This window comes from Longirhabdus pacifica (genome assembly GCF_004115085.1).
Classification (GTDB): domain Bacteria; phylum Bacillota; class Bacilli; order Paenibacillales; family DSM-105158; genus Longirhabdus; species Longirhabdus pacifica.
In genome coordinates, this window is the sequence record NZ_QXJP01000022.1 from 26,781 (window position 1) to 40,097 (window position 13,317).

15 protein-coding genes are annotated in these 13,317 nt (G+C 36.2%); 8 read left to right on the forward strand and 7 right to left on the reverse strand.

The annotated features are described in order from the left end of the window. Nucleotides 1–94: 94 nt before the first annotated feature. Both D1Z92_RS14015 and D1Z92_RS14020 read left to right on the forward strand, forming a co-directional pair. Nucleotides 95–412: an alpha-helical endospore appendage domain-containing protein gene (locus D1Z92_RS14015; protein WP_240666752.1), complete on the forward strand. Its 318-nt coding sequence runs from the start codon at nt 95–97 to the stop codon at nt 410–412. A 7-nt stretch (nt 413–419) separates the two neighbouring features. Continuing rightward, nucleotides 420–911: a hypothetical protein gene (locus D1Z92_RS14020; RefSeq protein ID WP_128896302.1), complete on the forward strand. Its 492-nt coding sequence runs from the start codon at nt 420–422 to the stop codon at nt 909–911. A gap of 333 nt (nt 912–1,244) precedes the next feature. Here the strand turns inward: D1Z92_RS14020 and D1Z92_RS14025 are convergent, their stop codons facing one another. From D1Z92_RS14025 to D1Z92_RS14035, 3 genes are all read right to left on the reverse strand, one after another. Continuing rightward, complete coding sequence (locus tag D1Z92_RS14025) at nt 1,245–1,550, reverse strand: alpha-helical endospore appendage domain-containing protein (protein ID WP_128896303.1); 306 nt, start codon at nt 1,548–1,550, stop codon at nt 1,245–1,247. 55 nt (nt 1,551–1,605) lie between these two features. After that, nucleotides 1,606–1,911, reverse strand: a complete 306-nt coding sequence (locus D1Z92_RS14030; protein WP_128896304.1) for an alpha-helical endospore appendage domain-containing protein — start codon at nt 1,909–1,911, stop codon at nt 1,606–1,608. Nucleotides 1,912–2,059: 148 nt separating this feature from the next. Next, nucleotides 2,060–3,262: a glycosyltransferase gene (locus D1Z92_RS14035; RefSeq protein WP_240666750.1), complete on the reverse strand. Its 1,203-nt coding sequence runs from the start codon at nt 3,260–3,262 to the stop codon at nt 2,060–2,062. 452 nt (nt 3,263–3,714) lie between these two features. On the opposite strand from D1Z92_RS14035, the gene D1Z92_RS14040 reads away from it, so the two are divergent. The 3 genes from D1Z92_RS14040 to D1Z92_RS14050 are packed head-to-tail and all read left to right on the forward strand — an operon-like array spanning nt 3,715 to nt 7,108. After that, complete coding sequence (locus D1Z92_RS14040) at nt 3,715–4,644, forward strand: COX15/CtaA family protein (protein ID WP_128896305.1); 930 nt, start codon at nt 3,715–3,717, stop codon at nt 4,642–4,644. Then, nucleotides 4,641–6,398, forward strand: a complete 1,758-nt coding sequence (locus D1Z92_RS14045; RefSeq protein ID WP_128896306.1) for a UbiD family decarboxylase — start codon at nt 4,641–4,643, stop codon at nt 6,396–6,398. The genes D1Z92_RS14040 and D1Z92_RS14045 overlap by 4 nt, the downstream gene beginning before the upstream one ends. A gap of 20 nt (nt 6,399–6,418) precedes the next feature. Further along, on the forward strand, nt 6,419–7,108 hold the full coding sequence (locus tag D1Z92_RS14050; protein WP_128896307.1) for a Cthe_2314 family HEPN domain-containing protein: 690 nt from the start codon (nt 6,419–6,421) through the stop codon (nt 7,106–7,108). Between the two features lie 65 nt (nt 7,109–7,173). On the opposite strand, the gene D1Z92_RS14055 is transcribed toward D1Z92_RS14050, so the two are convergent. Beyond that, a complete protein-coding gene (locus tag D1Z92_RS14055) occupies nt 7,174–7,416 on the reverse strand; it encodes a NifU family protein (protein ID WP_128896308.1) in 243 nt (80 codons plus the stop codon). A gap of 132 nt (nt 7,417–7,548) precedes the next feature. On the opposite strand from D1Z92_RS14055, the gene D1Z92_RS14060 reads away from it, so the two are divergent. Further along, nucleotides 7,549–7,812, forward strand: a complete 264-nt coding sequence (locus tag D1Z92_RS14060) for a YuzB family protein (RefSeq protein WP_128896309.1) — start codon at nt 7,549–7,551, stop codon at nt 7,810–7,812. Between the two features lies 1 nt (nt 7,813). Here D1Z92_RS14060 and D1Z92_RS14065 read toward each other — a convergent pair whose 3' ends face one another. The 3 genes from D1Z92_RS14065 to mqnE (D1Z92_RS14075) form a co-directional block, all read right to left on the reverse strand. Then, nucleotides 7,814–8,878, reverse strand: coding sequence for an NAD(P)/FAD-dependent oxidoreductase (locus D1Z92_RS14065; protein ID WP_128896310.1), 1,065 nt, complete (start codon nt 8,876–8,878; stop codon nt 7,814–7,816). A 181-nt stretch (nt 8,879–9,059) separates the two neighbouring features. Next, a complete protein-coding gene (mqnE, locus tag D1Z92_RS14070) occupies nt 9,060–10,160 on the reverse strand; it encodes an aminofutalosine synthase MqnE (RefSeq protein ID WP_128896311.1) in 1,101 nt (366 codons plus the stop codon). Nucleotides 10,161–10,261: 101 nt separating this feature from the next. Next, nucleotides 10,262–11,368 (reverse strand): aminofutalosine synthase MqnE, encoded by a 1,107-nt coding sequence (gene mqnE, locus D1Z92_RS14075; RefSeq protein WP_128896312.1) that lies wholly within the window; start codon nt 11,366–11,368, stop codon nt 10,262–10,264. A gap of 407 nt (nt 11,369–11,775) precedes the next feature. Here mqnE (D1Z92_RS14075) and D1Z92_RS14080 point away from each other — a divergent pair, with 407 nt between their 5' ends. Together D1Z92_RS14080 and D1Z92_RS14085 are read left to right on the forward strand one after the other, a co-directional pair. After that, the gene (locus tag D1Z92_RS14080) at nt 11,776–12,135 is read left to right on the forward strand and encodes a HesB/IscA family protein (RefSeq protein ID WP_128896313.1); all 360 of its coding nucleotides are present in this window, start codon (nt 11,776–11,778) and stop codon (nt 12,133–12,135) included. A gap of 284 nt (nt 12,136–12,419) precedes the next feature. Beyond that, nucleotides 12,420–12,764: a hypothetical protein gene (locus D1Z92_RS14085; RefSeq protein ID WP_128896314.1), complete on the forward strand. Its 345-nt coding sequence runs from the start codon at nt 12,420–12,422 to the stop codon at nt 12,762–12,764. Nucleotides 12,765–13,317 lie beyond the last annotated feature (553 nt).

A 13,317-nucleotide genomic window follows, 5' to 3' on the forward strand; every position in this document is an offset into this window, starting at 1 on the left:
GTCGATTTTTTTTTTGTAACTTAGCACCAAAAATGGGCGGATGCCATATAGTAAATTGTAAATGTAAATGTAAGGGTGGTGAAGACAATTGAGTATGCCTTCTATTCCTGAATCAAAGTTTCGTCCTTCTTTTAAGGAAGTGATTGTGGATTTATTAGAGTCCATCGCATTAGAGGAAAATGCTTTATCCCATATCATGAATGCAGAAGCGGAGAAAATACAAGCATTTGTAGGAAAAGATTTAGATTTTCCATCAAATCCTTCCATTAAAGAGATTATTGTTTTTAATCAAGCTGTAGACAGTTTGCTGCACACGGTAGTGATGAAAGAGTGGCTTTTATTAAGAAAGTTAGAAAATGTCATGCGTATCGAAGCAGTAGAAGAAATTGTGATAGACGAAGAGGGGGAATAATGGTGAAGTGAAAACGATAGAGAACAAATTAGATCAGATGAATGGCGCTGTAAGTAAAACGATGACTGCTTTTAAAAAAGCGCAAAGAGCACTTGAAAAGATATTGTTATCGATTACAAAATTAATAGACGCTCTTCACAAAAATGGATTGTTCAGACATAGTTATCGTTTTTCTGCTATGATTGCAAAGCAGACTTCGCATTGTATGGAAATGTATCAACTTATACTTAAAATCATTAAAAAATACATCGACTTTTCAGCGGTTTTAAATGTAAAAAAAGAAGTGGTTCTACAGTATGAATACTCAGTAGGATTAAGGAAAATCATGAAAGTGATGCGTGCCAAAGCAACATACTTTGGAGACTACTGGAAAGAAATTCATGCGTCCATTCAGCAAACCATGAATATGGAAAGTAGTATACATCAGGGCCATGATAACCAAGGGTATAAAGGGAATACTACTTCTACCGTTTGGATATCCAATCACAGTCAACAATAGACTTGAGAGGTGAAATTTACTTCTCAAGTCTTTATTTATGTTGTTCATGATGTATGCTGTTAAGCAGCAGCATTCGAGCGTGATAAGTAATGATATGCAGGGTACAAAAAAACCACCACATAAATGTATATGGTGGTTACAATAGATGAATATGATGGAAATGAGGTACATACAACTTACAAGGTTATTCAGAAAATAAGTATGATGCTTTCCTTGATTATTGATTATGTGATAACACTGCAATCATGTTATCCTCTTATCATTTTTATAGTAACAGTAAGGGGGATATGAAGGGGGTGTGTCACCCCCTAGATGGCATTAGCTTTAATAATACTAGGAAATAGGGAAGCTGTTGATGATGTTTTCTAACTTGAATTCGAGCAATAATTCTTTCTTGATGACATCACGCAATGTTCTACGAACACTTTCATTTACAACTAATGTTGTTTGTACGGCTTCTTTTGGATCTTTATGATCTTCTAATAATTTTAAAGCAAACTGAATTTTCTCTGCTTCAGCATTGACGATGTGTGCTAAAGCTAATTCTTCTAAAGCGATGGAAGCAAGTAATAAAGGTACAGTTTGCTCCACAGAAATAGAAATGATAGGGGTAATATTCGGAATATTTGCTTGTGACAAAATCTTCACCTCATTTAATTTTTATCTCTAATGGATCATGTTGATGGAAACGATCTTAAGAGATTGGTAAGCCTGCTATAACATTCTCCAACTTGAATTCAAGCAGTAACTCTTTCTTAATGACGGCACGTAATGTTCTTCTCACATCTTCATTCACTTCAAGTGCAGTTTGAACGGCTTCTTTTGGATCTTTATGGTCTTCTAACAATTTTAAAGCAAACTGAATTTTTTCCGCTTCAGCATTGACAACATGTGCTAATGCCAACTCCTCTAATGCAATGGAAGCAAGTAATAAAGGTACCGTTTGCCCTACAGTAATCGAAATGATAGGAGTGATGTTTGGAATATTTGCCTGTGACAATGTTGTTCACCTCATTCCTTTATATCTACAATGCATCATATTCAACTAATCAAATAACGTTCAGTGTAATTGTCTCTATTCGTCATTTTTTTAAAACATAATGTCCACTTTTATTCTTTTATGGACGTAAGCACAGAAAATAGTCATATCAATTCATTTGCTGTTGAGAAGTTTCTGTTTGCTCTTTTTCATAAGGCAAGGCGGACGGAACAGTATCATGTACTTCTTGTGAATCCTGTTTTTGTTCCAATGCTGTTATTCTTTCTTGTGCACTTGTATAACCTGGATGAAGGGTTAGTGCTTCATGGTATGCTTGAATTGCTTCATCTACTTCGCCCAATTGTTCCAGACATCTTCCTTTGTAATACCAAGCTTGGAAACTGCCTAGTCCTTTGGTAATGAGATACTTTCGATTGTTTTCTCCAAGTTTTATACATTGTTTAAATGAGGCGAGTGCATCTTTAAATTCAGTAGAGGAATACAAAATCATCGCCTTGTAAAAATGAAGATCGACATAATCTGGATACATCTGAATTGCTTTATTGATACCAGGCCATGCTTTATCTGTGGCACCAATGGTGATGAAAATAGAATATTTAAGTTTATATACCATGGAATGTGGCAACTGTTGTGAAACAAGGAATAATAGAATGGAGTCATTCACATATTGCATTGCTTTTTCGTAATCTTTCATTCTGTAATACTCAACAGCAATATGGTACGGGGTCCATGGATTAGAGTCTTCTTCTAACTCTTTTTTTAATAGTTCAATGTTTCGCTCATGTTTATTTCTAGATTCAATGATTTCGTCCAAGTAGCCATAATGAAATAATTTTATAGGGAGTTCACCAGTTAGTTTTAGTTGTTCTGCGTAATCCCTTACCCCGTTAATCTCCAGTGCTTCATGAATGGCATTGTTAAATTTAATATGGCCCTCATTTCGAAAAAATCGTGGTTGGCCGATAGATATCGTTTGATTTTCGTCAACATGATCCCCGTAGTAGTTGATTAACTGCACGTTGAGTAATTTGTACTTCGGGTTATTGAAGAAAGGGTATAATGGTGCCAACTCTTTTTGTTCCAATTCTTCATCTGCATCGAGCCATAAAATCCAATTTCCTTGCGCTTGTTGTATCCCATAATTTCTTGCTGCAGAAAAGTTGTTTTCCCATGGGATTTCTAGCACCTTCGCGTTAAATTGCTTACAGATTTGTATGGTGTTGTCTGTTGAACCAGTGTCGACGATAATCATTTCATCCACGAGTTCTTCTACACTACTTAGGCACTGTGCAATGAATTTCTCTTCGTTTTTTACGATCATACATAATGATATTGATGGTTTATTCTCCAACTCTCCACCTCCAATGGTATAGACTAAAATACAATATATCTTATTACGCGGACGCCCCTTTTTGTGTCTGTTTCATCTGAACATTTTTTAGGAACTTAAGATGCAAACATTTTTTGAAATATTGTTGTACACATAGATTTAAGCATTAATACAAGATATAATGATGAATGATGCCTATTTAAAAGTTTTTATTTTTACGCCTGGCTTCTGAGGTGTAAACTTGAATTTTATTGTTTCTTTATCTTATATATAAGTTGAATTGAACGAACTTGTTCAAGCAACTTATTACAACTAAACATAAGATGGAGAAATTACAATACTACAACCTTTACGCCTGGCTTCTGAGGTGTAAACTTGAATTTTATTATTTCTTTATCTTATATATAAGTTGAATTGAAGAAACAAGTTCAAGCAACTGATATACAGAGTTATTCTACTGAAGAGGTGAACGTATGTACGTAAATATACGACGACTGGCGTTAGCGTCATGTATAGGGATGCTGCTCGTCGTTTTAGCAGGAGTAGTCGTGACCCAGACTGGTTCTGGAGAAGGCTGTGGAGATGATTGGCCGTTATGTGAGGGGAAGTTTGTTCCAGATAATACTAGAGAATCGATTACAGAATACAGCCATCGTTTTGTGACAGGAATCGAAGGGATACTTGTGTTACTTACCACTATATTTGTATTCAAAAGTATTAAATCGTTCCAAGCAAGATTCTACGCTGGTAGTGCACTATTCTTTACTATATTACAAGCTATATTAGGCTTATTAGCGGTCAAAAACGATACGTCTGAACTTGTGATGGCACTGCATTTCGGTATATCTTTGTTGGCATTTGCAAGTACGTTATTGTTAGTCCTTCATTTACGAGAAATGAGTCAGCAGCCGACGACATGGAATCAGAGAGATGATAAAGATCGCATCGTTACTATGCGTTTTATGTATCTGGTATGGGGAGCATTAATTTATACGTATGTTGTGATTTATTTAGGAGCATATGTAAGGCATAGTAATGCGGTATCTGGTTGCGGAGATGATTGGCCCTTATGTAATGGGCAATGGTTCCCAGGTTTTACAGGGGAAACAGGTGCAGCATTTATCCATCGTCTTGGAGCCATTACGCTATTCTTCGTGATCGCTATCGTCGCGCATATTGGGTATCGTCATTATTATAAGATTGCGTCTATTCGCAAGAGTAGTATTTATATTATCGTGTTTATCGTTGTACAAATCTTAAGCGGGGCTTTACTCGTGAAAACACTGTCTTTTCACCAAGTCTATTTATTTACCAGTTTACTGCACTCTATTTTTATTACGGCATTATTTAGTGTCCTTTGTTATTTAAGCATACAAGTATGGTTATGGAGGAAAGTAAAATGATTAAAGATTTGCCAACCTTAATTGAAATCCTAAAAAAAGAAAATGAAATCATAGAAATTAATGCACCAGTTGATCCAAATTTAGAATTGGCTGAAATACATCGTCGCGTTATTGATGAGCAAGGTCCAGCATTATTGTTTACGAATGTGAAGGGAAGTTCATTTCCTGTATTGACGAATATATTTGGTACACCGCGTCGTGTTAATCTGTCTTTCGGAACAAAACCAGAACAATTAATGCAACAATTCGTAGATGCGACTAAAACGTTATTGCCTCCAACTCCAAAAGCACTTTGGGGGCAGCGTTCATTAATTAAAGATGCGCTAAAAATTGGGATGAAGCAATTACCAGCGAGCAAAGCTCCGGTAATGGAAGTGTTGAAAACAGAAGATCCGCTAAAAGGACTTCCTTTTTTGACCAGTTGGCAAGAGGACGGCGGTCCATTTGTTACGTTGCCATTAGTCTATACAGAACACCCAGAAACGAAAGAACATAATTTAGGTATGTATCGCATGCAGGTGTTTGATGATCATACGACGGGGATGCATTGGCAAATACATAAAGGTGGAGGATTCCATCATTATGAAGCGGAGCAGAGAAATGAAGCGTTACCTGCTACGGTTTTCTTAGGTGGTCCTCCAGCATTAATTGCATCTGCTATCGCTCCAGTGCCAGAACATTTACCAGAGCTACTATTGACGTCGCTTATTATGGGTGAAAAGCTTCCTATGGCTAAAGATGAGCGCGGAACACATCGATTAACTGCACATGCAGAATTTGCACTTTGTGGACATGTTCCAGCTCATGAACGACGTTTAGAAGGTCCATTCGGAGATCATTATGGCTATTACTCTTTAGCACATGATTTCCCTGTGTTTAACGTCAGTCATGTGTATCATAGAAAAAATGCTATTTATCCTGCTACTATAGTAGGGAAGCCGAAACAAGAGGATTATTATCTCGGAGAATTTTTACAGCGATTGTTATCTCCAGCTTTTCCAATGGCTATGCCTGGTGTGAAGGATTTATGGACGTATGCAGAATCTGGATTCCATCCACTCGCAGCAGCTATCGTAAGGGAAAGTTATGCTCGAGAAGCGTTAGGAACAGCGTTTAGAATTTTAGGAGAAGGGCAATTAACGTTAACGAAATTTCTAGTCATTACTGACCAATCTGTTGCATTAGATAATTTCACGCCTTTACTTGAAAAAGTGTTAGAGCGTTTCGATCCTAGAAAAGATTTGTTGATTGTAAATAAAACATCGCATGATACGTTAGATTATACGGGTAAACGTTTAAATCGCGGTAGTAAAGCAATCTTACTCGGTATCGGTGATCCCGTTCGCACATTGCCAGGTACGTATAACGAGGGAGAATTGACAACGATAGATCAAATAAAAGTGTATTGTAAGGGATGCTTATTAATATCTGGGAAAAGCTATGAAGAAGATCCTACATTACCTGCAAGATTGTTGGAACAAAACAAAGATAAATTGTCTGCATGGCCGATGGTATGCATTGTGGATGATGTGTCACAAATTAAAGATCAAACGTCGTTCTTATGGACGGTATTCACCCGCTTTAACCCTGCGATGGACATTTATGCTGATTCTAATTTGGTCATGCACCATCTGCAATACACGTTGCCAATCGTTATCGACGCGAGAATGAAACCGGGTTATCCAGATGAGTTATTCCCTAGAGAAGATATTGTGAAAAAAGTCGACGATCGCTGGAAAGAATATTTTGCATAAGGATATAAAAGGAGTATGTGATGCTGAAAAGTTTGTTAGGACTAAAGGAACAAGCTTATTGTACTGAGCAAGTTGAGGCAGATCAGAAAATACGGCAGTTTTGCAATACAGTGAAAAAGATGGAGCAGCCTCCGGAAAAATACTATCGTTTGGAACTATGGGCAAGCGGATTTACGGATGCATTAAATGAATTGGAACAAAGCATATTTTGCTGTCGAACTTTTGGCGTACACATCCATTCTCATACAGAAGCAGCGATGGAAGCAGATGAAAAAACGTATTATCATCGCTACTTGTACTTTTATAAAAACGCTATTATTCGTATTTTTTCTATTCTCGATAAACTAGGATATTTCATGAATGAGCGCTATGATTTATATACGGAAAAAATCAAGCACCGATTTTCATATTACACGGTATTGCGACATATGGAGAAGCAAAAGAGGGTAAAGTACTTGTATCAGCAGCTTTATGCTCATAAGGTAGCGAATATAAATACGATGAAAAGATTGCGTAATCAGCGTAATATTGAAATCCACTATATGAATTTTGATATGATTAATGATCTCATTCGTAGCAAGCAACAACCGAGCATTCATAATGTCGTGGAGGATATTGAACGAGATGTATCCGAACTGCATGATGCATTTAAAATGACGTGTGCTATTTTAATCGATGTGTTCTCCCATGCAAGCAAAGATATGAGATAACATTAAAGAGGCTGCCTATATTACATAGGCAGCCTCTTATGATGAATCATTAGCTAGTCAAATCATTAGAATACTTGTTGTACTTCTTCAATACCTTCTACTTCTTCAACTAGTGCTCTTTCTATACCTGCTTTTAGTGTAATGGTAGAACTAGGGCAGCTTCCGCAAGCACCTACTAATTTCAATTTTACGATACCATCATCTACATCCACTAATTCGCAATCTCCACCGTCTCTTTGTAAAAAAGGGCGTAGTTTATCTAAAACTTCCATGACCTGGTCATATTGTGTTTTTTGATCAATACTCATTTGCGTCATCTCCTTCCTTGTATTATTATATTACAATATATCATAAATTAAAATGGTTATCATTTTGAAATAAGAATACTTCTCATTGGCTAGGACTACAAAAAATTTCAAAACAAAGGTTGTGTCACATAGATGAGAGCAATAATCGAATTTTGCAGCAACAACTTCCATCATGGAACAGATAAAGTGATGGAAAAGTTAGAGGGAAATCCTGAAATCGATACGATCGAATACGGTTGTTTGGATCAATGTGGTCAGTGTAGTTTAGAGCCATTTGCATTAGTAGACGGAAAAGTAATTAGGGCCGCTACAGCAGATGAACTGTATGAAAAAATCATGACCGCCATTGAAGAAACAAGTGATGTATCTTCTCCTTTCGATGAACTTCTCGATTAATTTACCCAAAGTGGCGTTTGGACATCCAAAGCACGCCACTTTTTAATAAACGTGGCACTTTCCCTATCATGACGGTTTTCTTGCCCATCATACCGAAACCGGATTTTTTTCCTAAGGAACCGAGAACACCTTTTAATTTAATTTGTCCTAGTGTAGGCGTTTCGTTTTTCCATAACGCTCGCAGCACTTCTACTACTTGTTTTCCTTGTGCTTCAGCTAGCTGAGCGCTTGGAGCAAAACTGGAACTTGCACAGTCACCAATGATATACGTATCGTCATGTTCAGGAAGTTGGTGGAATTCATTGGTTAAAATACGACCAGTGGGGTCTTTAGGGAAATTCATTTTCTGCACGACTGCAACGGGTTGAATGCCGGCAGTCCATACTGTTAAATGTGTGCTGATTTCTTGATCTTTATTCAATAGGCCATCTTCATACACTTCGGAAATGGAAGCATGAGAGATGATTTCTACCTCATTTTTTATAAACCATTCTGCGACATATTTTTGTAGTTTTTTAGGAAATGGGGATAGAACACAGGAACCACGGTCCATAATACGAACATTTAGGTCTGGGCGTCCTTCACGTAATTCTGCTGCAATCTCTACACCACTTAATCCCCCTCCTACGACCGTTACTTGACTATGGGGACAAAGGTTATTTATTTTTGTGTATGTTTCTCTGGCAGAGTATAAAGATTGAATGCTGCATGTATGCATATCTGCTCCGGGGATTTGATGGTATTTATCTGTACAACCTAAGGCAATAATCAAAATGTCATAGGACAATGCTTCGCCATCTTCAAAAAGAATGGATTTTTGTTGAACATTAATCTCATGCACTTCTCCATAATGTATGTTTAATTCTGAGAAGCTAGGAAATGCATTTCTAATTTCTACATCGGAAACCGTTCCACTTGCTAGTGCATAATATTCTGTTTTCAGGCCTTGGAATGGCATACGATCCACAAGCGTCACTTGATAATCATCTGGGATGTAACCGTCAAAAAGCTCGTTAATGACCGTTACTCCACCATAACCTCCACCTAATACAATGATGTTCTTCATCTCTCCAATCCTTCCTGTACATACTGTATAGACTGAAATAAACGATTTCAATCTATTTGTTTATCCATTAGTATTCATAATTTTTACTGAATGGATGAAGAAACGTGATACGTTATGCTATTTACTATGAAGCAAGCTAGCAAACGTACACCATTTCTCCATCTTGTTCTCATTGATAACGTTAGTACACTTTGATGGTATTGTAGAATGTATCGCGTTCAATTGCTTTCTTATTGGCACCTTGAATTAACCAAACTAACTCGTCTCTTGTTAGTCCTTCTTGTGTTAAAGCACCTGCTGCATGACTAATACGCTCTTTAATTAGCGTACCATGTACATCAGAAGCTCCAAATGTAAGTGCCATTTGAGTTAACTGTGTACCAATATTAATGAAATAAGCTTTAATATGGTCGAAGTTATCCAGCATCAGACGGCTAATCGCTATCGTCTTCATATCTTGAATTGCATAACTTCTACGCTTAATACCTGCAGACTTTTTAATGGGCTGTGCTGCAAGCGGAATAAACACCATAAATCCGTTTGTTTCATCTTGTACTTCTCTAAGTTTGATCATATGTTGCAAACGATCTTCCAGTGATTCAATCAGTCCATACAACATCGTTGCATGTGTTTTCATTCCTAATTGATGTGCTGTTTTATGCACTTCCGTCCATTGATCAGAGCTTGCCTTTGTCACGTTCATTTTTTTACGATAACGATCGGATAAAATTTCTGCTCCACCACCAGGTAACGTTTGCAAACCAGCATCTTGTAATTCTTTCAGCACTTCTATCGTACTTTTAGCGCTAAGACGAGTAAAAAATTCGATTTCAGCTGCGGTATATGCTTTTATCGTTACATTGGGAAAGTGTTCTTTTAACGCTCTTATTGATTCCACATAATAAGAAAAAGGTACGGTATTGTTGTGACCTTGTGCGATATGGAACTCTCTTATCCCTTCATGATAATGCTGATTGACGTAAGCAATCATTTCTTCAGGTGTTAACGTATATGCTCCTTCTTCACCTGGTTTACGTTTGAAATTACAAAAAGCACAATTATCTTCACATACGTTCGTAAAATATAAAGTCATGTTTTCTATAAAATAAACGTTATTATCGTTTTTTCTTCTATTCATTTCATTTGCTAATTGTCCAATCGTCAAAAGATCATCACTTTCGTAAAGAAACATGCCTTCTTCTAGTGACAGTCTTTCTCCGGCAAGTACTTTGTCTACGATGGATTGCATTTTTAAGTTTTCTTGCAATATATGAACCGCCATACTTTATCCTCCAGACGTTAGTTAATAAGCTGTTATTGCTTTAGGCTATTCATGTTAAATGGATATTCCATTACATTGATATCATCGTTACTGACATCACGTTAATATGTCTTGATTTTGCGGTACAGTGTATCTCTTTCAACAGGTTGTCGTCCTGTTTCTTTGATCATGTCGATGAACGTAGCAGCAGGAACCATATGTTTAGATTTGCTTCCAGCGGCATGAATGATTTGCTCTTCCATTACGGTTCCATCTAAATCATCTACACCAAAACTTAATGAAACTTGTGCCATTTTAAGCCCAATCATCATCCAAAAAGCACGAATGTGAGGGAAATTATCCAACATAAGGCGTGCTACAGCAAGTAATTTCAAATCGTATACACCCGTTGTATCTCTCGTTAACTTGTACTCTTCTGCTAGTTTTGTGTTAGCAGGATGAAAAGAGAATGGGAAGAAAGCTTGAAATCCATTCGTTTCATCTTGCAATTCTCGCAAACGAATAAAATGATCAATCACATGTTCAGGAGATTCGATGTGACCATATAAGATAGACGCATTCGATTTCATCCCCATGTCATGGGTAATACGATGAATTTGGAACCAACGATCAGAGTCTGTTTTATGGCCTGAAATAATTTTTCGAATTTCAGGATCAAAAATTTCCGCTCCTCCTCCGAGAATGGAACCAAGACCTGCCTCATGCAATCTGGTGATTGCATCTTCAATCGATAATTTAGCTACTCGAGCAATGTAATCGAGCTCAACAGCAGTAAAAGCTTGAATGTGAATATGCGGTAAGTGCTTCTTAATGATTCGCATCATATCTTCATAATAGGAAAAAGGAAGTTTTGCATTCACACCACCTACAATGTGTATTTCAGCAAAGTCTTTCGAAACCATATCTTTTACTTTTTCCTCAATCTGTTCTAGTGACAAGGTGTATGCGTTAGGGTTATCCGCTTTTAATCCAAAAGCACATAACTTACAATCTAAATAGCATACATTCGTATAATTGAGATGGGTATTAACGATAAAATATACATTATCCCCATGCATTTTTTGTCGAACCATGTCGGCCATTTGCCCGATTTCAAGTAGCTGATTCGACTTTAATAACGTTACACCGTCTTCAAATGTTAGGCGCTCCCCTTGGAGTACCTTTTGTTTAATTGAATCTAAAGAACTTTTCGCAACATGGACACTCATCATATGATTCTCCTTTACGGATTTACGATATCTACATCAACTTCAATATCCATCGAAGATATATAAATAAAATATACAATAGGTTAATAACATAAACGTAACCCAACCTAATATAAGATGAGAAAACATTTTCACACCAATGTACGACTGTACTACTAGTCGTGATCAATAAAGGGTATAATGTTTGGCATCTTCTTGACATGAATCTTGACATGAAAATATAAAATATGACAAATTCATATATAAATTATGAATAAACCATGAATTCGGTTTTGTACTATATAATATTATAAACCTCCATATGAAAGGGAGCAATAAAAACATATTGGACACTGCATAAAGTTTTTACGTCTCTTGAGTAAGTGTGCTTTTCCTTGGTATAATAAAAGTGGAAAGGAGGAGTTTGAATGATTCAAATTTCTATATCGGATCAAGCCGTAAAGCAAATAAGCGACATGTTAGCAGAAGAGGAACATAGCAACATGTTTTTGCGCTTAGGTGTAAATGAAGGTGGTTGCAGCGGTTTTTCTTATAGCCTTGGTTTTGACAATGAGCAAAGCGATGAAGATCTTGAACTTGAAATCAACGGACTTAAAGTGGTCATGGATGAAAAAAGTTCACCGTTAATCAACGGGCTAAGTATTGATTATAAGCAATCTGCCATGGGTGGAGGCTTTACTGTTGAAAATCCAAATGCGACCGCAACATGTGGTTGTGGAAGTTCATTTAGAACAGCAACAGAAGCAGGTAAACCAGAAGAATGTTAAATGGATTTATATAGATGGGATGATCGGGTGAATATTCACCTGATTATTTTTTTCTTACCTACACTGACAAGTTCTGAGCCGTTTTAAATTGGTAAAGGGATACATAAAATGAAAATTATCTAAATTTTCTTACAAATATAATGATTGAAAACACAATGAAGTGGACGTATAATTAGTAAGTGACACGGTATTTCATTCCAAATTGTACAATAATTTATTGCGTATTACTTCGTTACAACACATTTTATTGATCTGGTGTAAAATTTTATTAAGGAGCGATGAGGATGAACAAACAATCTATGTTAGACAGCATGCTACAAGAGGTACCTTCAAAGCGTATGAAAAAACATATTCAGCTAATTACGGATAGCGTAGATAACTTTTATAAAACGATAAATTATAGTTGGCATCAACATGTGGATGATAACAATCGCTATTACCTTGCAATGATTGTAACCGATGTAAGGGAGGCATTCTCTCAATTTCACTTTTACTATATGGATTGTGTGGATCAAAAATATGATGAGTACTCTTATATTTCGATGTCCGTAGAAGATGTGGAAAATTTAATTTTTTGCTCTAAAGAACTATTCACCATGTTTCAACAACAAAATGTTATAAATAATTAGATAAAATAAAAAAGATAAATAATAATAAATATTAATGGTTATTTATACACCTTAGATAAACTATATTTAAAGATAATAAATAATTATTTTCATTAAGCAGCCAAATCTATGTGCTGTTTTCTTCTTTAAGTTTAAAATAAACAATGAATGAATATCCGTCTAGTGTATATTTCATTTACTTTCTATTCTTTACTATCTCATCTATAATTTATATTTATTACTATATATTTTTCCCTACCTACTATCAAATATCTACTTTTTTCTAACTACTCACAACTACCTACTCATAACTACCGCTCATATTTGACTACGCTTACCTGCCTATCCATTACGAAGCTAACTTCCGTCAGCTCCCTTTTACGAAGCTCCCTGTAAACTACCCTCTGTTCTTTACTATCCATTGGAATTATTGTTTTTTTCATTGAACTTTTTATGTTACATTATTTCATCTAGAACTTCATGTCCAGTATTTTATTACATATTGTGCTCATTTCAGGATTTTATTGACTGGAAAAAAATTATGAGGTAGTATATTAGAACAAATGTTCTTATT

Excerpts from the sequence above, each read along its gene's own strand:
- D1Z92_RS14015 (WP_240666752.1), top strand. The coding sequence starts at position 95 with ATGCCTTCTATTCCTGAATCAAAGTTTCGTCCTTCTTTTAAGGAAGTG.
- D1Z92_RS14040 (WP_128896305.1), top strand. The coding sequence starts at position 3,715 with ATGTACGTAAATATACGACGACTGGCGTTAGCGTCATGTATAGGGATG.
- D1Z92_RS14045 (WP_128896306.1), top strand. The coding sequence starts at position 4,641 with ATGATTAAAGATTTGCCAACCTTAATTGAAATCCTAAAAAAAGAAAAT.
- D1Z92_RS14050 (WP_128896307.1), top strand. The coding sequence starts at position 6,419 with ATGCTGAAAAGTTTGTTAGGACTAAAGGAACAAGCTTATTGTACTGAG.
- D1Z92_RS14055 (WP_128896308.1), bottom strand. The coding sequence starts at position 7,416 with ATGAGTATTGATCAAAAAACACAATATGACCAGGTCATGGAAGTTTTA.
- D1Z92_RS14060 (WP_128896309.1), top strand. The coding sequence starts at position 7,549 with ATGAGAGCAATAATCGAATTTTGCAGCAACAACTTCCATCATGGAACA.
- D1Z92_RS14065 (WP_128896310.1), bottom strand. The coding sequence starts at position 8,878 with ATGAAGAACATCATTGTATTAGGTGGAGGTTATGGTGGAGTAACGGTC.
- mqnE (WP_128896311.1), bottom strand. The coding sequence starts at position 10,160 with ATGGCGGTTCATATATTGCAAGAAAACTTAAAAATGCAATCCATCGTA.
- mqnE (WP_128896312.1), bottom strand. The coding sequence starts at position 11,368 with ATGAGTGTCCATGTTGCGAAAAGTTCTTTAGATTCAATTAAACAAAAG.
- D1Z92_RS14080 (WP_128896313.1), top strand. The coding sequence starts at position 11,776 with ATGATTCAAATTTCTATATCGGATCAAGCCGTAAAGCAAATAAGCGAC.
- D1Z92_RS14085 (WP_128896314.1), top strand. The coding sequence starts at position 12,420 with ATGAACAAACAATCTATGTTAGACAGCATGCTACAAGAGGTACCTTCA.